The sequence below is a fragment of the Jejubacter calystegiae genome (assembly GCF_005671395.1).
Classification (GTDB): domain Bacteria; phylum Pseudomonadota; class Gammaproteobacteria; order Enterobacterales; family Enterobacteriaceae; genus Jejubacter; species Jejubacter calystegiae.
The window spans coordinates 1,789,299-1,806,152 of sequence record NZ_CP040428.1; the positions used below are offsets into that span (position 1 = coordinate 1,789,299).

Genomic DNA, 16,854 nt, shown 5'->3' on the forward strand with positions numbered 1-16,854 from the left:
ACCCCGGCAACTGGCCGGTAAGCAGTAACCCGGGCCAGGGCGCCTGGACAACGAGTGAGGAAACTGAAGTGCGATTCCCGAATCCCCGTCTGGCTCAACTTTTTGAAATGTTGCAAAACGAAACCCTGCCACAGGATGAGCTGGCGCGGCGCCTTTCGGTTTCCACCCGTACCGTTCGCGCCGATATCACGGCGCTGAATGCGCTGTTGCAGAGTCACGGCGCGCAATTTGTTCTGAACCGCGGCGCCGGTTATCAACTGAAAGTGGACGATCCCCAGCGCTATGCCCGGCTGTGCGAGGCCCCCGCGCGCCAGTTACGCATTCCCCGTAGCGGTCAGGAGCGGGTTCACTATCTGCTGGTTCGCTTTCTGAATTCGGCCTTCTCGCTAAAGCTTGAAGATCTGGCGGAAGAGTGGTTCGTTAGTCGCGCCACCCTGCAAAGCGACATGGCTGAAGTGCGGGAGTGGTTTAGCCGCTACAACCTGACGATAGAGACCCGGCCGCGCCACGGTATGAAGCTGTTCGGCAACGAGATGGCGATGCGCGCCTGTCTGACCGATCTGCTATGGAAAATCTGGCAGGAAGATAACGACAACCCGCTGCTGACCGAAGAGTCCCTGACCGCTGGCGCGCTGGCGCAGATGGCGCCTCTGGTGCAGGAAAGCTTCAGTCAGTGTGGGATACGGATGACCGACGAAGGCCAGCAGTTTATCTGCCTTTACTGCGCGGTAGCGATGCGCCGTATCGGCGAAGGCTATCCGCTTTCCGGATTTACGGCAGAGGATGTGGACGACAACGTTTGTCAGGCCGCACACCATATCGCCATGGCGTTACAGAAGCTCACCGACAAGCCCCTCTCTTCCTCGGAAGAGGCCTGGCTGCGGGTGCATATCGCCGCGCGACAGGTCCAGGATGTGGCGCCCAGCGCCATCAGCGCCGACGATGCCGAAACCCTGGTCAGCTACATCCTGCGCTATATCAACAGCCACTTTAACTACAACCTGCTGACCGACGAGCAGCTGCGCGCCGACCTGCTGACCCATATCAAAACCATGATCACTCGGGTGCGCTACCAGATTAACCTGCCCAACCCGCTGCTTAACAATATTAAGCAGCACTATCCGCTGGCCTGGGATATGACCCTGGCGGCGGTCTCCAGTTGGGGCAAGCATACGCCTTACACCATCAGCGAAAACGAGGTGGGATTTCTGGTACTGCATATCGGGGTAGGGCTGGAGCGTCACTACAATATCGGCTATCAGCGTCAGCCCCGGGTGCTGCTGGTGTGTGATACCGGCAACTCTACGGTGCGGATGATTCAGGCGATGCTGCTGCGCAAATATCCGCAGATGGAGGTCGCTCGCATTATTTCGCTGCGGGAATACGAGCAGCAGGCCAGCATTGGCGAGGATTTTGTAATCTCCACGGCGCGGATTAGCGAAAAGGATAAGCCGGTAGTGGTGATGTCGCCGTTCCCTACCGACTATCAACTGGATCAGATCGGCAAACTGGTGCTGGTGGACAGGACCCGCCCCTGGCTGCTGGAGAAATATTTTGACCCTCAGCACTTCCGGATTATCGACCAGCCGATGAGCCAGCAGGCGTTGTTCGACGAGCTGTGCGCCCAACTGGAACAGGAGGGCTATGTGGAGCACGACTTCCTGCCGTCGGTGGTGGAGCGGGAAGCCATCGTCAGCACTATGTTGGGAGAGGGCATTGCGCTTCCTCACTCGCTGGGACTACTGGCGAAGCGCACGGTGGTTTATACCGTGCTGGCGCCTCAGGGGATTCAGTGGGGCGATGAAGTGGCCAGCGTCATCTTCCTGCTGGCCATCAGTAAAAGCGAATATGAAGAGGCGATGGCTATTTACGATCTGTTCGTCACCTTTCTGCGCGAGCGCGCCACGCCCCGGCTCTGTGAAAGCCGGGACTTCGCCGAATTTAAGGCGCTGGCTATGGACTCGCTGAGTCGCTTTTAACGCCCCATCAGTTCGTTATAAGCCTGCATAGCCAGAGAGTAGGAGTGCAGGCGCGCCTGGTTGTCGAAGATCTGGCCGTTAACCATGATCTCGTCCGCCTGGGTTTCCCGCAGTACCGTTTCCAGCCCGTGGCGCACCTTCGCTTTATCCCCCACCAGCGACACGCTTAGCGCCTGTTCCACGCCGTACTGCTCCGCCGGGCTCCAGAAGCTGTCCATATTGTCGATAGGCGGCGGCAGCTGGCCGGGATTACCGCGGCGCAGTGTCACGAACGACTGCTGCATGGAGGTAAACAGATATTCGGCGTCGCGGTTGCTATCGGCGGCGATGATATTGATACAGACCATCGCATAGGGTTTTTCCAGCCGCGCCGAGGGGCGGAACTGCTCGCGGTACAGCTGCAGCGCCTGGGGCATCATCGCTGGCGCGAAGTGCGAGGCAAACGCAAAGGGCAGGCCCATCTGCGCCGCCAGCTGGGCGCTGTACAGGCTGGAGCCCAGCAGCCACACCGGAATACCCGCGCCGTAGCCGGGAACCGGGCGTACCGGCGGTTCGGGCGCGCTTTCGTCGGCATCGAACCAGGCGACCAGCTCCGCCACATCGCGCGGGAAGTTATCCACGTCCTGATGGCTCATATGACGGCGCAGGGCCATCATGGTGCGCTGATCGCTGCCCGGCGCGCGCCCCAGCCCCAGATCGATACGACCGGGGAACAGCGCCTCCAGAGTGCCGAACTGCTCGGCAATCACCAGCGGTGCGTGGTTCGGCAGCATCACGCCGCCGGATCCCAGGTGCAGCGTTTGGGTATTCGCCGCCAGCCAGCCAATCAGCACTGACGTCGCGGCGCTGGCGATACCGCTCATATTGTGGTGCTCCGCCAGCCAGTAGCGGTGATAGCCCTGCTTTTCAGTCAGCTGAGCCAGCTCCAGCGAGCGCTGGAATGCCTCGCGAGCGTTGGCATCCTGGGGAATGGGGGCGAGATCGAGTACTGACAGGGGGACGTATTTTAATTTAGACATAGTGGCTCACATCAGATTGAAGGTCCGGAGTCTCATTTTATTCTGGCTGATTTACCAGAATCTGACCCGTGATGGTGCCATGAAAATGTTTGTCATTGGATTGGCAATGCGAGCGGTTGAAGATGCCGGTTTGCGTTTTTGCTCGCAATGCTCTGGTTGATTTTTGTTCTTTTTGGCGCATAATTCTGCGCATACCTATGCACAGAGGAGGGCGGTTATGAGTTCGATTATTCCACTTCGTCGTAGCCATAAGCGGAGCACCAACGTTTATCTGACGGCATCACTTGTCGAGAAGGCTCGCAGTCTGGATATCAATTTGTCTGCCACCCTTGACCAGTTGCTGGCTCAGGCGATAGAAGAGAAACAGCGGCAGATGGGCAAAGAGAAGCAGGATATCCAGGCGATGAATGCCTTTATGGCAAAAGCGGGAACGCCTGGCGACGACGACTTTTTTGGCGGTATTTAATGGCGTAAAGGAGCGACACCATGGCCAGACAGTTTGATGTTTATCGTAATCCGTCAATGCGATCCAACGAATTCTGGCCTTATTATCTGATCCTGCAAAATGACTATTTCGATACCCTGGCGACCCGGGTTATTGTCCCGCTGGTGGCGGCAGATGCGCTGACCCTGACACAGCGGCGGGTCACGCCTGGGGTCATGGTGAACGGCACTGAGCATTACGTTTTTATGCCCGCCATGACCTTTCTGGAGGCCAGAAAGATCGAGCAACGCGATTTTGTGGTTAATCTGGCTGATTCCAGAAGCGAAATTCTGGCAGCGATTGACGCTATTGTGACCAATGCATAATAAAGCGGTCATAGAGACCGCCTGAGATTGAGGCTGTAAACCAGTGACGTTCAGCCAGGGTGAGGAGCTTAATCCAGCACCAGCTCCAGCCCGGATACCCGGCGCCAGTAGCCGTTGCAGTCGCCGTTGGGCGCCAGCCTGAGCGGCGCTTTCCCCGCTTCGTTATCCCGGAAGCGGTTTAGCATCTCCAGCGTGGACTCGTCTTCCGGCGACAGGCGAACGATATCCACCATCCCCTTCATCGACGCCAGCTCGTTACCAAGGTTATAGACATAGCCGCTCATGGTCTGAATACCGTTCAGGGTAAAGACCTTCTGCTGCTCCTGAGACAGCATATCGCGACCGTTCGGGTAGTTAATACAGCAGGTCTCGCATTCGTCTTTGGGCCGGTCTTCCGAACGGGCGGTAAAGCAGCGGGCGGAATAAGCCAGCGGCAGATGGCCGTAGCTCAGTACTTCAACTTCAAAGCGGTTGCGGATCCCAAGGTCTTCACACTGGTTCAGCAGGTTTTCCAGCCAGTCCCGGGAAAGCTCGACCGGCATGCACCAGCGCACCATGCCCTGCATCTGTAGCAGGCGCAGGGTCACGGCGTTGTAGCAGTTCAGGGCGTGACCGGCTACGAAAGGCAGGCGGCGCTCGGCGGCCATGTTCACGGCGGCCAGATCGCTGGCTTCGATCATAAAGTCGCCGTTTTCCACATAGCGCTTCAGTTCGTTGAGCTCGGAAGGCGCCTGCACCAGCGCCATGGTGGAGAGCACCACCTGTTTACCCGCGGCGGCCAGGCTTTTCGCCATCGCCAGCCATTCACCGGCTTTGGTGGCGCGTCGTTTGCTGCAAACGCTTTCACCCAGGTAAACAATGTCGGCACTGCTGTTCGCGGCAGAGGTATAAAAGCTTTCCAGCCGCGCAGTTGGCCAGTACCAGAGTACCGGTCCAAGGGAGTATTTCATCTCATCTCCTGTCGCCACTTGCGGTGGCGTATCGAATCTTGTCTTACTGCCACTTGCGGTGGTAAGCCCCAAGGGTGGTCTGGGTGCCTTCGGCCATGGCGCCCAGCGCCTCCATCCATTCCGGCTGAGCCGTGAAGCCTTCGGGGTTCGCCATGCAGCGATCGATAGCCTGGCGCCATACTTTCGCCACCTGACTGACGTAGGCCGGGCTACGCTGGCGCCCCTCGATTTTCACCGAGGCGATACCGGCTGCAAGCAGCGTCGGCAGCAGTTCCAGCGTATTGAGGCTGGTGGGCTCTTCCAGCGCGTGGTAGCGCTGACCGTCCACCAGGTAGCGACCCTTACACAGCGTGGGATACCCGGCATTCTCGCCATCCTGGTAGCGGTCGATCAGCACCTCGTTCAGGCGCGATTCCAGACCCTGGCTGGTCTGCTGCCAGCGCACGAAACGGGCGGGAGAGCAGGCGCCAACGGTATTGGGCGATTCGCCGGTCAGGTAAGAAGAGAGATAGCAGCGTCCTTCGGCCATAATGCACAGGCTACCGAAGGCGAAGACCTCCAGCGGCACCGGCGTTACGCGCGCCAGCTGCTTCACCTGGTGGATGGAGAGCACCCGCGGTAGTACCACGCGGGAGACATCGAAATGGTTTTTATAGAAGCGGATCGCCTCTTCATTGGTGGCGGATGCCTGCACCGAGACGTGGCGTTCCACGTTGGGATAGTGCTTTGCGGCATATTCCAGCATGGCAAGATCCGCCAGAATCAGGGCATCGGCCCCCAGCTGCGCCGCCATATCCACGGCGCGCTCCCAGCGGGAAAAACCATCCGGATGGGCGAAGGTATTAATGGCGATATGCAGCTTACGCCCTTTTTGATGGACGAAATTGGCCGCTTCCTGCAACCGTTTTTCGGTAAAGTTGAGGCCGGCAAAGTGGCGGGCATTGGTGTCGTCTTTCAGGCCGATGTAAACCGCATCGGCGCCGTTTTCGATAGCCGCCTTCAGCGCCGGAAGGTTCCCGGCCGGGCAAAGCAATTCCATAGCGTATCCTGAATAGTGGGTAGGTAGCTCACGCCGTGGCCTGACGGGCGTGGTTAACGAACAGCGATTTTAGTTAACCTGTCTGTATCACTTTTTGATTTGAGGCAGCTAATCGCGTAATGATGGGGTAGCGCGCTGTGCCGTCAGCCGTAGAATTGTTGATTTGGGCCGCTATCCGCGTGCGCCAGTGTGGCACAATAGCGGCTCACTATTTCGCAAGGAGTAAAGCCCGTGTTGGAGAAACTGCGTTCCCGTCTGGTACAGCTTGGCCCGTCTCTGGTCAGGACCCCGATTGTGCTGACCCCCTTTGCGCTCAAGCGCCAGCTGCTGGAACAGCTGCTGGGCTGGCAGTTCCGTCAGGCGCTGGAAGAGGGCGAACTTGATTTCCTCGAGGAGCGCTGGTTGAGTATCAACGTACGCGATATCGGCCTGCGCTGGCTCACTTCGGTTCAGGACGGTAAGCTGGTGGTGCGCGAGCAGGGGCAGGCGGACGTCAGCTTTAGCGCCGACGCTAACGATCTTCTGCTGATCGCCGCCCGTAAGCAGGATCCGGATACGCTCTTTTTCCAGCGTCGCCTGGTGATCGAAGGGGACACGGAGCTGGGGCTGTATGTTAAAAACCTGATGGATGCCATCGAGCTGGACGCCATGCCGAAAACGCTGCGCGTTCTGTTGACACAGCTGGCTGACTTTGTAGAGGCGGGGCTGAAAACGGCGCCGCCTGCGAAAGAAACTTCGGTAGGTGAAGCATGCTGATTCGAGTCGAGATCCCTATTGATGCGCCGGGTATTGATGCCCTGCTGCGCCGTAACTTTGACGGCGGCGGCGAGGCGAGTCTGGTGCACGCGCTGCGCGAGGACGGGCAACTGACCCTGGGCCTGGTGGCAACGGATGACGATGGACAAGTGATGGGCTATGTGGCCTTCAGCCCGGTGAGCGTCGAGGGCGAAGAGCTACAGTGGGTCGGTCTGGCGCCGCTGGCGGTAGATGAAGCCTGGCGCGGCCAGGGGATCGCCCGCCAGCTGATCTTTGAGGGGCTGGATTCACTCAATGAGTTTGGTTATGCCGCCGTAGTGGCGCTTGGCGAACCGGCATTCTACGGGCATCTGGGCTTTGAAACCGCCGCGAATTATGGTCTGCGCTGCCGCTGGCCGGACACCGAAAAGGCGTTCCAGGTGCATCGCCTGGCGGATGATGCGCTGGAAGGCGTTGGTGGTCAGGTGGAGTATTCCGACCACTTCAATCGCTTTTAAGCGCGGCCAGCAGCGACTCGAAATCGCTGCTGTTGCCGATAAGCTTCTCTTTTTGCGCCCGGGAAAGTTGCTTGATGCGGTATTCCATACGCAGCGCCAGCGAACGATCTCCCAACTGACGGCTGAAAACCAGCCGCAGCTCCCCTTTGCCGCGTAGCGCCTTTGCCCCCTTCCCGGTCTGATGCTGGTGCAGGCGGCGCGTCACATCGGTAGTAATACCGGTATAGAGGTGATTATGGGCGGTTCGGATGATATAGAGTGACCAGTCAGACATCATTTTTACGTATTTCGGGCGGTTAACGCACCTTAGCACGTCTGTGTACTGGCGACACGGCGCGGTTATCAGCTACCCTCAAAAAAAGATTTGGAGTTTGCCATGGATGCCCTGACAACCATCAGCCGCTGGCTGAAAAAACAGCATGTCGTGACGTATTGCCTCACCCGGGAAGAAGATATCTGGTGCGCTAATGCTTTTTATGTGTTCGATGCCGGGCGCGTCGCCTTCTATCTGCTGAGCGATACTGATACCCGACATGGGCAGATGGCCAACGGGCTGGCCAGGGTGGCGGGAACGGTTAACGGCCAGCCGAAGACCGTGGCGCTGATTCGCGGCGTGCAGTATCGCGGCGAGCTACGTTTACTGGAAGGCGATGAGGCGGAAGAAAGGCGCGCACTCTACTGCCGCCGCTTTCCGGTGGCGCGGGCGATGTCGGCGCCGGTCTGGGAGATCCGTCTGGATGAACTAAAGTTTACCGACAATACGCTCGGCTTCGGTAAAAAGCTGAGCTGGCTGCGTCATCCCGACTGATCCGTCAGGCGGGGATCGGGTTAAGGAGGCAACAGATGAGCCGGGTTATGATCGTCGGAGCCACCGGGCTGGTGGGCCGGGAACTGCTGCAATTACTGATTGAGGATGAGCGGGTGGAACATATCGCGGCGCCGACCCGCCGTCCGCTGCCCGAATCGCCGAAGGTGTTTAACCCCTGTGATCCTCAGCTTAGTGATGCTATGGCTGCATTGAGCGATCCCGTGGACACTGTTTTCTGCTGCCTGGGAACCACCCGTAGCGAAGCTGGCAGTAAAAACGCCTTTGTGCTGGCGGATTACACCCTGGTGGTGGACAGCGCGCTGGTGGGGCGCAGGCTGGGAGCGACTCAGATGCTGGTGGTGAGCAGTATGGGCGCCAGCGCGCACTCGCTTTTCTTCTATAACCGGGTGAAAGGGGAGATGGAGCAGGCATTGATTGCCCAGGACTGGCCGCGGTTGACCATCGCTCGTCCTTCTATGCTGCTGGGTCATCGGGAAAAACGGCGCCTGAATGAGTCGCTGTTCGCGCCGCTTTTTCGCCTGCTGCCTGGCCGCTGGCATGCTATTAAGGCGCGTGATGTGGCAACGGCGCTGCGCGACACCGCCTTTAGCTCTTATCAGGGCGTCCAGGTTCTGCATTCCGGGAAGCTGCGGGCCATTTCTCGCACGCACGAATCGGAATAATCTTTAGTTTCTTAACCGCAGTTCAATATCCTGCCTGAATGTGTTGAGGTGCCCGGCACAACCTTTATAATCGGCGGGCGCTTTCGGTATATCCTGAGGCAAAGGGTTTACGTCAGGATGTCATTTTATGGACGAAGATGTTCTGAACTCAGATTGATAACGGGATGTTAATGTCTGCCGGGAGTTAATAATTAATTAAGGATATCGTGGTCTCACCTTTTTTAAGTAGTGGTTATTATGAAAGCAATTAAAATTGCGGCGCTGTCTGCCCTGTTAGTTTCCGGCTCTACCTTCGCAATGGGCGTAAGCTTTGAAGGCGGTAAAAACTGGACCAACCTGGAAGCCGAAATGGGCAAAAGTTCCAGCGGCCTCTACCTGCAGGGTAACTGGCTGAAAAACGTTGACGACGGCACCCAGGTCGGCGGCGCGGGCATTGGCTATAACCTGGGCCTGGGTCCGGTCATGGCGAACGTGGGGGCGAAAGCGCTCTACATCGGGCCGAAGAAAGGCGACAACGGCGTGGCCTTCCCGATCGGCGGCGGCCTTAGCGTAAACCTGACCGACAGCATCGCGCTGTTCGGCGAAGGCTACGTGGCGCCGGAAGGGCTGAATAACAGCGTGAAAAACTACACCGAAGCTAATGCAGGCGTAAGCTGGAGTCCCATCTCTCTGGTGACTCTGAAGGCCGGTTACCGCTACGCGGGCGTCGACGGCAAGCATGGCCGCCCGAGCCACACCCTGTATGACGGTCTGTACGCTTCTGCTGGCGTGACCTTCTAATATGATTACCCCGCCGCCTGGCGGGGTAATATCTTTTTTGTTACATCATCCGCATCCGAAAATAATGATTTACCGTTTGTCGCGGTTTTTAAAGGCTGTCCGGAAAAACAAATAAGTTTACGATGGCAGGCAGGAAATAGCGTCTTTATCCTGGTTATTTGATTGGCGGTGAAAAAAATAATGGCGGCCAGCCAGTGCTGTCCGCCATTATTTTAGCGCTATGTTCCGGCGCTATTTAATGTAGTTAAAAGCGGTAGTGACGTGCTTCACGCCGCTGACCCGGCTGGCGATATCTGCCGCGGCCTTACCTTCAGCTTCGGTGACGACGCCCAGCAGGAAGACTTCGCCGTTTTCGGTGGTGACCTTAACGTTAGAAGACTTCACCTGGTCGCTGGTCAGCAACTGGGAACGGACTTTGGTGGTGATCCAGGTATCCGAAGAGGCGGTACCCATGGTAACCGGCTGGCCCTGACGGATTTCGTTGTACACTTCGCTGGCGCCATCAACGCCCAGCGCAATCTGCTTAGCCTGTGCGGCCAGTTCGGTGCTGGGGGCCTGGCCGGTCAGCAGCACGCGGCTCTGATAAGCGGTGACGCTGATGCGCGCCTCTTTCTTCAACTGCTCATCTTTCGAGAGCGCATTATTCACGCGCAGCTCCAGGGTGCTGTCATCCACCTGGGTACCCATAGTACGTGGGTCGGTGGCGGTCTTGGTGGCAACGGCGGCGCTACCGGCCACAACGGCGCCGACACAGCCTTGCAATAACAGGGCAGCCATCAAAACTGCCAGGGGCGTTAATACCTTCATGAGTGCTCCTTTCATCATCCCGGTAAGGGAAATAAGGTGTTATCTATCAGATCGCACAGGCAGTTAACCGTCAGCATATGCATCTCCTGAATGCGTGCGCTGCGCTGGGAGGGAATGCGGATTTCCACATCCTGAGGCCCCAGCAGACCGGCCAGTTCACCGCCATCGTATCCGGTGAGTGCGACAATGGTCATATCCCTCGTCACTGCCGCCTCGACGGCTTTAACAATATCCCGGCTGTTGCCGCGCGTCGAGATCGCCAGCAGTACGTCTCCCGCCTGACCCAGCGCCCGAACCTGCTTGGCGTAAATCTCTTCCTGCAGGCGATCGTTGCTGATGGCCGTTAGCACCACGTTGTCGGCATTGAGCGCAATGGCGGGCAGGCTGGGGCGTTCGGTTTCGAAACGGTTGATCATACTGGCGGCGAAGTGCTGGGCGTTGGCGGCGGAGGCGCCGTTACCACAGCACAGGATCTTATTGCCGTTAAGCAGAGACTGAACCAGCGTCATCGCCGCACGAGAAATGGCATCCGGAAGCGCTTCTGCCGCAGCTATCTGGGTTTGAATGCTTTCCGTAAAGCAGACTTTGATTCTTTCTAGCACGATAATCCTTTGAAATAAAATACAAATTATCTGTTAAGGGTAAAAGCGTCGACGATCCACTCAGCCTCATCGCCGGTGAAGGCTAACACATCGAAACGGCAATCCACAGTGTCAAAACTCCCATTGTGGCGGGCAAGCCACGAACGGGCGGCACGCAGCAGTTTTTGCTGCTTGGCGTGCGTAACGCTGGCGACTGCGCCGCCGTAAAGAGAATTGCGCCGGTAGCGAACTTCCACAAAGACGATGGTGTGGCCCTGAGTCATGATCAGATCGATTTCACCGCCGGGGAGATGCGCGTTAGCGGCAAGGAAGCGCAGTCCCTTGCGCTCCAGCCAGCGGCGGGCGCGGGCCTCATAGCTCGCGCCCAACCGCTGGCGGTTTAGTAGCCCGCCGGAACGATGCGGCCTTGCTGGTACCTGAGCCATACCATTTTCCGGCCAATCACGCAGTCCGGCGTGGCCGACAGGGTACCGGTATTCCCGTTGACCTGGTAGCCGGGCTGCTGGCGCATCTGCGAGAAGTTATTGGCGATGGTCCAGGCGTCCACGCCCATAGCGTACAGGCGCGCCAGCGAGTAGTCGCCGTTGGAAGCGCTTAACGCCTGCTGCATCAGGCCGGGGTTATCGCCAGCCAGCATGGAGATTTCGCTGAACTGCAGTCCTTCCATTTCCAGACGGAAGTCGGCCCCGGAACCGGCCTGGGCGCTACGCGAGCTGGCATAGAGCTGGACGCCGCTGTGGCTGCCGGTACGCATTGCGATAAGCGGCTTAATCAGTGAAATCTCGTTACGGCTGGCCATAATCCAGGCGGAATCCACGCCGCCGCTGTTCTGACCGGCTGCGCTATCCGTTACCGGCGACGGCGTGCTGGTGACGCTGTCTGCCGGTTGGCTACCGTTTACCGGAGTACCGGTCAGCGCAATGCCGGAGCCGCCGTTGATTTTCTGGCGCAGCTCACCGACCGAGCCGAATTTCTGCTGCAGGACGGTACCGCCGCCCAGGCTCTGCCACTGATCGACGAAGGCTTTAGAGACCCGATCGCCCAGGGCGCTGTAGGGCACCAGCAGCAGCGGAGCGCGCTTGCCCTGCTGCCAGATGTGATTGGCGGCATCGCGCGCTTCATCTTCTGGCGACAGCGCAAAGTAGCAGATGTTCGCTGTGGGGGTGACGTTTTCCGGCTGGTTCAGCGCCAGAATATTGAGCGGACTGTTGCTGGACGCCAGTTTATTGACGTTGTTTTTCAGCAGCGGTCCCACCACCAGCGAGGCGCCATCGCGCTGGGCCTGGGCCAGGATCTGCTCAATAGGCTGGCTGGAGGTGTCGTACACCTGAATATTGGCCTGCGGGCGCGCCGGGGCGGTGGTTGCCTGCGGCGGCGTAGCTGCGGCCGCGTCGGTCTGCTGTTGCGGCGCCTGCGGGGCCTGTTCCTCCGTCTGCTGCGCGGAATCCAGCTGCGGCTGCGGGGTTTGCGAGCGTTCGCCGGTCAGATCGTCCACCGGGGCCGAGGAGGGGCTGGCAACGTCGTTGTTACTGGCTGCTTCCTGCTGGCTGTCGGCATCCGAAGCCTGCGCTGGCTGGTCCGCATTGGGGGCGGCGTCAGGAGCGTCCTGAGGCGCTGGCTGGGACTGGGGCGGCAGCGCCGGGCTGACGCCCGCGTTTTTCGCCGCCTCAAAGCCCTGCTGAATCGCGCGGCCAAAGACCGCCGCCTGGCCGTTTAACGGCAGCAGTAGCGCAATCTTATCGGTGGAAGCCGGTTTGTAGTTCTGGGCGTTGCTCAGCGCCGTCGGCAACTGGGTTGCAGCCGGGTTCTGCGGGTAACGGGTCTGCCAGTCTTTGATAGCCGACTGCATCATCTTCGGATCGCGGCGATTGGTGAACCAGACTTGCTGCAGATCCAGCCAGCCCTGTAAGGTGTTCTCATCGGCGTTGATCACCAGCGCTCTGGCCTGCTCCTGGGTCATGGCGGAAAGGGCCTGCCAGGTGGCGTCGATGTTCTTCTGCTTTGCGTCGCCCTTCAGCAGGGGCTCCTGGGCTACCAGTGCGCGCAGCAGATCGAGGGACGGCCGCCCCTGGCTTGCGTCGATACGGGCCTGCCAGTACCGCGCCTGCTGGGAAGCGGGAAGCTGCTCAACATCGAGCTGGTCCAGCGCGGAGGTCGCACCCTTGTAGTCCTTAGCGGCAATCTTCACCTGAGCGCTCAGCAACGTATATTCCTGACGCTGTGCGTCGGTCAGCTCAGTGGGTACCTGCTTCCATAGCTCGGTGGCCTGGCTGGTTTTCCCTTCTTGCAGCAGTGCACGAACGGCGAGTAATTGCCATGTCGTCTTGTTATTATCTGCATTCTGCTGCATTTGTTGCAGGTAGAACGCAGAGTTGGCCTTAGCGTCGCCCTGAAGCAGGGCGGTGTTTTTTTCCGGTGCCTGGGTGCCGCAGCCGGCAAAAAACAGGGCTGCCAGCACGACCGGCAGACAGCGCCCGGCCTTCGAACGAACTAATTTAGACGGTACCATACTGTATCCAGTGCTTTTCTACTCAGTGCACAAATATTAATTCGGCAATAGAGATGAAACAATGAAACAACACGATTCAACGGCGATTTCTGGCGGTACGCTTTATATTGTGCCTACGCCCATCGGCAATCTGGGCGACATCACGCAGCGTGCGCTGGAGGTGTTGCAGGCCGTTGATCTCATTGCCGCGGAGGATACCCGCCATACCGGGCTGTTGCTACAGCATTTTGCGATTAATGCGCGTCTGTTCGCGCTACATGACCACAATGAGCAGCAAAAAGCGGAAATTTTGCGTAGCAGATTGCAGGAAGGGCAAAGCATTGCCCTGGTTTCCGATGCCGGCACGCCGCTGATTAACGATCCTGGCTATCATCTGGTGCGTGCCTGTCGGGAAGCGGGGATTAAAGTGGTGCCGCTGCCGGGCCCCTGCGCGGCCATTACCGCCCTGAGCGCCGCCGGTCTGCCTTCCGATCGCTTCTGTTACGAGGGATTTCTGCCTGCGAAATCGAAAGGGCGCCGCGATGCGCTTCAGGCGCTGGAAAACGAGCCGCGCACTCTGATCTTCTACGAATCCACCCATCGACTGCTGGAAAGCCTGGAAGATATCCGCAGCGTATTGGGCGATACGCGCTATGTGGTGCTGGCGCGCGAACTGACCAAAACCTGGGAGACCATTCACGGCGCGCCGGCGGCAGAGCTGCTGGCGTGGGTGAAAGAGGATGAAAATCGCCGCAAGGGCGAGATGGTGCTGATCGTCGAGGGCCATAAGGCGCAGGAAGAGGCGCTGCCCGCCGATGCCCTGCGCACCCTGGCGCTGTTGCAGGCCGAACTGCCGCTGAAAAAGGCGGCCCAGCTAACGGCCGAAATCCACGGCGTGAAGAAAAACGCGCTGTATAAATACGCGCTGGAGCAGCAGGGAGAATAACCATTGAGCCGCTATCAGCCGCCTTTAACCATTACGCCATCAGTCCTCAATCTGGTTGTTGAGATAGGTGAACTGCTAGGTTTTTGGGCGGCTCAGGCGGGAAGAGCGTCGCCGTTACTGCGTAAAGAGAACCGAATCCGTACTATTCAGGCATCGCTGGCCATTGAGCATAACTCGTTAACCACCGGGCAGGTGACTGCGATTATGGACGGGAAGCGTGTGCTGGCGCCTGAAAAAGAGATTCAGGAGGTACGGAATGCCATTCTGGCTTATGACAAAATGCCCGCCTGGAAGGCCTGGCGCCTTCAGGATCTTCTTAGCGCACATCGCCTGCTGATGACCGGCCTGGTGGATTCCCCCGGGCAAGTCAGGCAGGGCGATGTAGGTATATATCGTGGCAGCCAACTGGTACATATGGCTCCTCCTGCATCTCAGCTTTCGCGTCTGCTGGACGATCTTCTTTCCTGGCTTCGGAGTACGGAGCTGCACCCGCTGATTGCCAGTTCTGTATTTCATTATGAATTTGAATTTATTCACCCTTTCCTGGATGGTAACGGGCGCATGGGGCGGCTGTGGCAAACGCTGATCCTGAGCCAATGGCGTATTGAACTATCCTGGTTGCCAGTGGAAACCCTGATCCATCATCAACAGCAGCGCTATTACCAGATACTGAGAGAATGTGATAAAGCCAGTGACTGCTCTGCATTTGTTGAGTTTATGCTGATGAATATCCGCTCGGCACTGCAGGAAGGGATAGCGCAAAAGGCGAATGTGTCGGAACAAATGTCGGAACAAATGTCGGAACAAAAAACGTATTTTCCGACGTCGATGGAAGTCCGCATTCTCCAGCAGTTGAAACAGGAACCGCGCTTAACGGCTGCTAATCTGGCGGCAGTGCTAGGGGTCAGTGCCAGAACAGTGGAGCGTCATTTGCAAAAACTGCAGCACGAAGGGAAGTTACAGCGCGCAGGTGCGAGAAAAGGCGGATTTTGGCGCATTCTGTAAGCCACGGCAGCCCGCAGAAACGGGCTGCCGCCGTCGATATCAGGTCACCGGCGCCGGGTTGAACACCGCCAGCTGGTTGTGCAGCCCCCACTGGTCGGAAAAGGTCTTTTTACGGCCGCTCGCCACGTCAAGAATCAGGTGAAACAGGCGCCAGCCTACCTCTTCGATGCTCTCCTCGCCGGTGGCGATGGTACCGGCATTGATATCCATTAAGTCATACCAGCGTCTGGCCAGCTCGCTGCGGGTCGCCATCTTGATGACCGGTACTGCCACCAGACCGTAGGGAGTGCCGCGTCCGGTGGTGAAGACCTGTAAGGTAATGCCGGATGCCACCTGCTGGGTGCCGCAGACGAAGTCGCTGGCCGGGGTGGCGGCGTAGATCAGGCCACGGCGGGTAGGGCGCTGGCCGGGTGACAGCACTTCGGCGATGGCGCTCTGGCCCGATTTAGCGATGGAGCCCAGCGCCTTTTCCACCACGTTCGCCAGCCCCCCTTTCTTGTTGCCCGGTGACGGGTTGGCGCTGCGGTCGGTGCGTCCGGCATTCAGGTAGTCGTCGTACCAGGCCATCTCTTCCAGCAGCCTTTTCCCTACCTCCACATCGGCGGCGCGCGGGGTGAGCAGATGGATGGCGTCGCGTACCTCGGTGACTTCGGAAAACATCACCGTAGCGCCGCAGCGCACCAGCAGGTCCGAGGCAAAACCCACTGCCGGGTTCGCGGTGACGCCAGAAAACGCATCGCTGCCGCCGCACTGCATTCCCACCACCAGTTCAGATGCCGGGCAAGTTTCGCGGGTCCGCTGATTCAGTTTTTCCAGATGGCGGCGGGCTACCGCCAGGATATCGTCCACCATCGAGCGGAAACCCTGGTGATGTTCATCCTGCAGCCGCACCACGCTTGCGGCGTCTACGGCAATGGGCGTGACATCTTCGGTTCCCTGCAGCAGCCGTTCCGGCTGGAGCTTTTCGCAACCCAGCCCCACCACCATCACTTCGCCGCCGAAGTTCGGGTTCAGGGCCAGATTATGGATGGTACGGATGGGGATGACGGCAGCCGGCGCGTTAATCGCCACGCCGCAGCCGTAGAGGTGATTAAGCCCCACCACGCCATCGACGTTGGGATATTCAGGCAGCAGATCGCGCTCGATAATCTTCACCACATAGTCCACCACGCCGGAAACGCACTGGACGCTGGTGGTAATGCCCAGCAGATTTTTGGTGCCTACGCTGCCGTCGGCATTGCGGTAGCCTTCGAAAGTGTAGCCATCCAGGGGCGGCAGCGGTTCCGGTACCCGGTTTGCCAGGGGCAGGCTTTCCAGCGGCGGCGCTTCGGGCAGGGCGACCAGCGATTCGTCGATCCAGCTTCCCTGGGGAATGGCGCGCAGCGCATAGCCGATGATCTCGCCATAGCGCACGATGGCGCCGCCGTCGGCGATATCCGTCAGGGCGACCTTATGACCCTGAGGAATGTGTTCGGTTAGCGTCAGACCGTCCGGAAAATGGGTTCCGGCCTTCAGGCCGCCGTCGTTGACGATGATGGCGACGTTATCCTGGGGGTTAACCCGGATGTAAAACGGCAGCGATACGGGTTGTGCGATTTCCGGATTGCTCATTGTTCACCTGTCTCCAGCGCTCTGTTTACGCGTGTTATTCGTTATTTCACAGATATCAGGCAGCCCAATTTCAC

The 16,854-nt window shown here is 58.7% G+C and carries 19 protein-coding genes; 10 read left to right on the forward strand and 9 right to left on the reverse strand.

Annotated elements, in window-relative coordinates:
• The first annotated feature begins 68 nt into the window (after positions 1–68).
• Positions 69–1,979 carry a BglG family transcription antiterminator gene (locus FEM41_RS08255; protein WP_138095529.1) on the forward strand — a complete coding sequence of 637 codons (1,911 nt, stop codon included), beginning with the start codon at positions 69–71 and terminating at the stop codon, positions 1,977–1,979.
• Here the strand turns inward: FEM41_RS08255 and FEM41_RS08260 are convergent.
• Positions 1,976–2,998, reverse strand: coding sequence for a luciferase-like monooxygenase (locus FEM41_RS08260; RefSeq protein ID WP_138095530.1), 1,023 nt, complete (start codon positions 2,996–2,998; stop codon positions 1,976–1,978). The genes FEM41_RS08255 and FEM41_RS08260 overlap by 4 nt on opposite strands.
• Before the next feature lie 217 nt (positions 2,999–3,215).
• On the opposite strand from FEM41_RS08260, the gene FEM41_RS08265 reads away from it, so the two are divergent.
• Together FEM41_RS08265 and FEM41_RS08270 are read left to right on the forward strand one after the other, a co-directional pair.
• On the forward strand, positions 3,216–3,464 hold the full coding sequence (locus FEM41_RS08265) for a type II toxin-antitoxin system CcdA family antitoxin (RefSeq protein WP_138095531.1): 249 nt from the start codon (positions 3,216–3,218) through the stop codon (positions 3,462–3,464).
• 20 nt (positions 3,465–3,484) lie between these two features.
• The gene (locus tag FEM41_RS08270) at positions 3,485–3,808 is read left to right on the forward strand and encodes a CcdB family protein (RefSeq protein ID WP_138095532.1); all 324 of its coding nucleotides are present in this window, start codon (positions 3,485–3,487) and stop codon (positions 3,806–3,808) included.
• A 68-nt stretch (positions 3,809–3,876) separates the two neighbouring features.
• Here the strand turns inward: FEM41_RS08270 and FEM41_RS08275 are convergent, their stop codons facing one another.
• Entirely contained in the window at positions 3,877–4,758 is an 882-nt protein-coding gene (locus tag FEM41_RS08275) for a U32 family peptidase (protein ID WP_138095533.1), read from the reverse strand.
• A gap of 43 nt (positions 4,759–4,801) precedes the next feature.
• The gene (gene ubiU / locus FEM41_RS08280; protein WP_138095534.1) at positions 4,802–5,797 is read right to left on the reverse strand and encodes a ubiquinone anaerobic biosynthesis protein UbiU; all 996 of its coding nucleotides are present in this window, start codon (positions 5,795–5,797) and stop codon (positions 4,802–4,804) included.
• 231 nt (positions 5,798–6,028) lie between these two features.
• On the opposite strand from ubiU, the gene ubiT reads away from it, so the two are divergent.
• Together ubiT and FEM41_RS08290 are read left to right on the forward strand one after the other, a co-directional pair.
• Positions 6,029–6,553, forward strand: coding sequence for a ubiquinone anaerobic biosynthesis accessory factor UbiT (ubiT, locus tag FEM41_RS08285; RefSeq protein ID WP_138095535.1), 525 nt, complete (start codon positions 6,029–6,031; stop codon positions 6,551–6,553).
• Complete coding sequence (locus tag FEM41_RS08290) at positions 6,547–7,050, forward strand: GNAT family N-acetyltransferase (protein WP_138095536.1); 504 nt, start codon at positions 6,547–6,549, stop codon at positions 7,048–7,050. The genes ubiT and FEM41_RS08290 overlap by 7 nt, the downstream gene beginning before the upstream one ends.
• Here the strand turns inward: FEM41_RS08290 and FEM41_RS08295 are convergent.
• Positions 7,037–7,324 carry a GIY-YIG nuclease family protein gene (locus FEM41_RS08295; RefSeq protein ID WP_138099136.1) on the reverse strand — a complete coding sequence of 96 codons (288 nt, stop codon included), beginning with the start codon at positions 7,322–7,324 and terminating at the stop codon, positions 7,037–7,039. The genes FEM41_RS08290 and FEM41_RS08295 overlap by 14 nt on opposite strands.
• Before the next feature lie 102 nt (positions 7,325–7,426).
• Between FEM41_RS08295 and FEM41_RS08300 the strand changes: the two genes are divergently transcribed.
• The 3 genes from FEM41_RS08300 to FEM41_RS08310 all read left to right on the forward strand — a co-directional run bounded on the left by FEM41_RS08300 (position 7,427) and on the right by FEM41_RS08310 (position 9,321).
• Positions 7,427–7,858 (forward strand): YhbP family protein, encoded by a 432-nt coding sequence (locus FEM41_RS08300; protein ID WP_138095537.1) that lies wholly within the window; start codon positions 7,427–7,429, stop codon positions 7,856–7,858.
• 35 nt (positions 7,859–7,893) lie between these two features.
• A complete protein-coding gene (locus tag FEM41_RS08305; RefSeq protein WP_138095538.1) occupies positions 7,894–8,541 on the forward strand; it encodes an NAD-dependent epimerase/dehydratase family protein in 648 nt (215 codons plus the stop codon).
• Between the two features lie 237 nt (positions 8,542–8,778).
• The gene (locus tag FEM41_RS08310) at positions 8,779–9,321 is read left to right on the forward strand and encodes a YfaZ family outer membrane protein (RefSeq protein WP_138095539.1); all 543 of its coding nucleotides are present in this window, start codon (positions 8,779–8,781) and stop codon (positions 9,319–9,321) included.
• 231 nt (positions 9,322–9,552) lie between these two features.
• Here the strand turns inward: FEM41_RS08310 and dolP are convergent, their stop codons facing one another.
• The 4 genes from dolP to FEM41_RS08330 are packed head-to-tail and all read right to left on the reverse strand — an operon-like array spanning position 9,553 to position 13,239.
• Complete coding sequence (gene dolP / locus FEM41_RS08315; protein WP_138095540.1) at positions 9,553–10,128, reverse strand: division/outer membrane stress-associated lipid-binding lipoprotein; 576 nt, start codon at positions 10,126–10,128, stop codon at positions 9,553–9,555.
• Positions 10,129–10,142: 14 nt separating this feature from the next.
• Complete coding sequence (gene diaA, locus FEM41_RS08320; protein ID WP_138095541.1) at positions 10,143–10,730, reverse strand: DnaA initiator-associating protein DiaA; 588 nt, start codon at positions 10,728–10,730, stop codon at positions 10,143–10,145.
• 26 nt (positions 10,731–10,756) lie between these two features.
• A complete protein-coding gene (locus tag FEM41_RS08325) occupies positions 10,757–11,155 on the reverse strand; it encodes a YraN family protein (RefSeq protein ID WP_138095542.1) in 399 nt (132 codons plus the stop codon).
• Entirely contained in the window at positions 11,110–13,239 is a 2,130-nt protein-coding gene (locus FEM41_RS08330; protein WP_138095543.1) for a penicillin-binding protein activator, read from the reverse strand. The genes FEM41_RS08325 and FEM41_RS08330 overlap by 46 nt, the downstream gene beginning before the upstream one ends.
• 61 nt (positions 13,240–13,300) lie before the next feature.
• Between FEM41_RS08330 and rsmI the strand changes: the two genes are divergently transcribed.
• Together rsmI and FEM41_RS08340 are read left to right on the forward strand one after the other, a co-directional pair.
• Positions 13,301–14,164, forward strand: a complete 864-nt coding sequence (gene rsmI, locus FEM41_RS08335) for a 16S rRNA (cytidine(1402)-2'-O)-methyltransferase (protein ID WP_138095544.1) — start codon at positions 13,301–13,303, stop codon at positions 14,162–14,164.
• Between the two features lie 3 nt (positions 14,165–14,167).
• Positions 14,168–15,169 carry a Fic family protein gene (locus tag FEM41_RS08340; protein ID WP_138095545.1) on the forward strand — a complete coding sequence of 334 codons (1,002 nt, stop codon included), beginning with the start codon at positions 14,168–14,170 and terminating at the stop codon, positions 15,167–15,169.
• A 39-nt stretch (positions 15,170–15,208) separates the two neighbouring features.
• Here FEM41_RS08340 and garD read toward each other — a convergent pair whose 3' ends face one another.
• Positions 15,209–16,780 carry a galactarate dehydratase gene (gene garD / locus FEM41_RS08345; RefSeq protein ID WP_138095546.1) on the reverse strand — a complete coding sequence of 524 codons (1,572 nt, stop codon included), beginning with the start codon at positions 16,778–16,780 and terminating at the stop codon, positions 15,209–15,211.
• Positions 16,781–16,854 lie beyond the last annotated feature (74 nt).

Excerpts from the sequence above, each read along its gene's own strand:
- FEM41_RS08265 (WP_138095531.1), top strand. The coding sequence starts at position 3,216 with ATGAGTTCGATTATTCCACTTCGTCGTAGCCATAAGCGGAGCACCAAC.
- FEM41_RS08275 (WP_138095533.1), bottom strand. The coding sequence starts at position 4,758 with ATGAAATACTCCCTTGGACCGGTACTCTGGTACTGGCCAACTGCGCGG.
- dolP (WP_138095540.1), bottom strand. The coding sequence starts at position 10,128 with ATGAAGGTATTAACGCCCCTGGCAGTTTTGATGGCTGCCCTGTTATTG.
- FEM41_RS08295 (WP_138099136.1), bottom strand. The coding sequence starts at position 7,324 with ATGTCTGACTGGTCACTCTATATCATCCGAACCGCCCATAATCACCTC.
- FEM41_RS08310 (WP_138095539.1), top strand. The coding sequence starts at position 8,779 with ATGAAAGCAATTAAAATTGCGGCGCTGTCTGCCCTGTTAGTTTCCGGC.
- FEM41_RS08330 (WP_138095543.1), bottom strand. The coding sequence starts at position 13,239 with ATGGTACCGTCTAAATTAGTTCGTTCGAAGGCCGGGCGCTGTCTGCCG.
- ubiU (WP_138095534.1), bottom strand. The coding sequence starts at position 5,797 with ATGGAATTGCTTTGCCCGGCCGGGAACCTTCCGGCGCTGAAGGCGGCT.
- FEM41_RS08300 (WP_138095537.1), top strand. The coding sequence starts at position 7,427 with ATGGATGCCCTGACAACCATCAGCCGCTGGCTGAAAAAACAGCATGTC.
- FEM41_RS08270 (WP_138095532.1), top strand. The coding sequence starts at position 3,485 with ATGGCCAGACAGTTTGATGTTTATCGTAATCCGTCAATGCGATCCAAC.
- rsmI (WP_138095544.1), top strand. The coding sequence starts at position 13,301 with ATGAAACAACACGATTCAACGGCGATTTCTGGCGGTACGCTTTATATT.
- FEM41_RS08260 (WP_138095530.1), bottom strand. The coding sequence starts at position 2,998 with ATGTCTAAATTAAAATACGTCCCCCTGTCAGTACTCGATCTCGCCCCC.
- FEM41_RS08325 (WP_138095542.1), bottom strand. The coding sequence starts at position 11,155 with ATGGCTCAGGTACCAGCAAGGCCGCATCGTTCCGGCGGGCTACTAAAC.
- garD (WP_138095546.1), bottom strand. The coding sequence starts at position 16,780 with ATGAGCAATCCGGAAATCGCACAACCCGTATCGCTGCCGTTTTACATC.
- FEM41_RS08305 (WP_138095538.1), top strand. The coding sequence starts at position 7,894 with ATGAGCCGGGTTATGATCGTCGGAGCCACCGGGCTGGTGGGCCGGGAA.
- FEM41_RS08290 (WP_138095536.1), top strand. The coding sequence starts at position 6,547 with ATGCTGATTCGAGTCGAGATCCCTATTGATGCGCCGGGTATTGATGCC.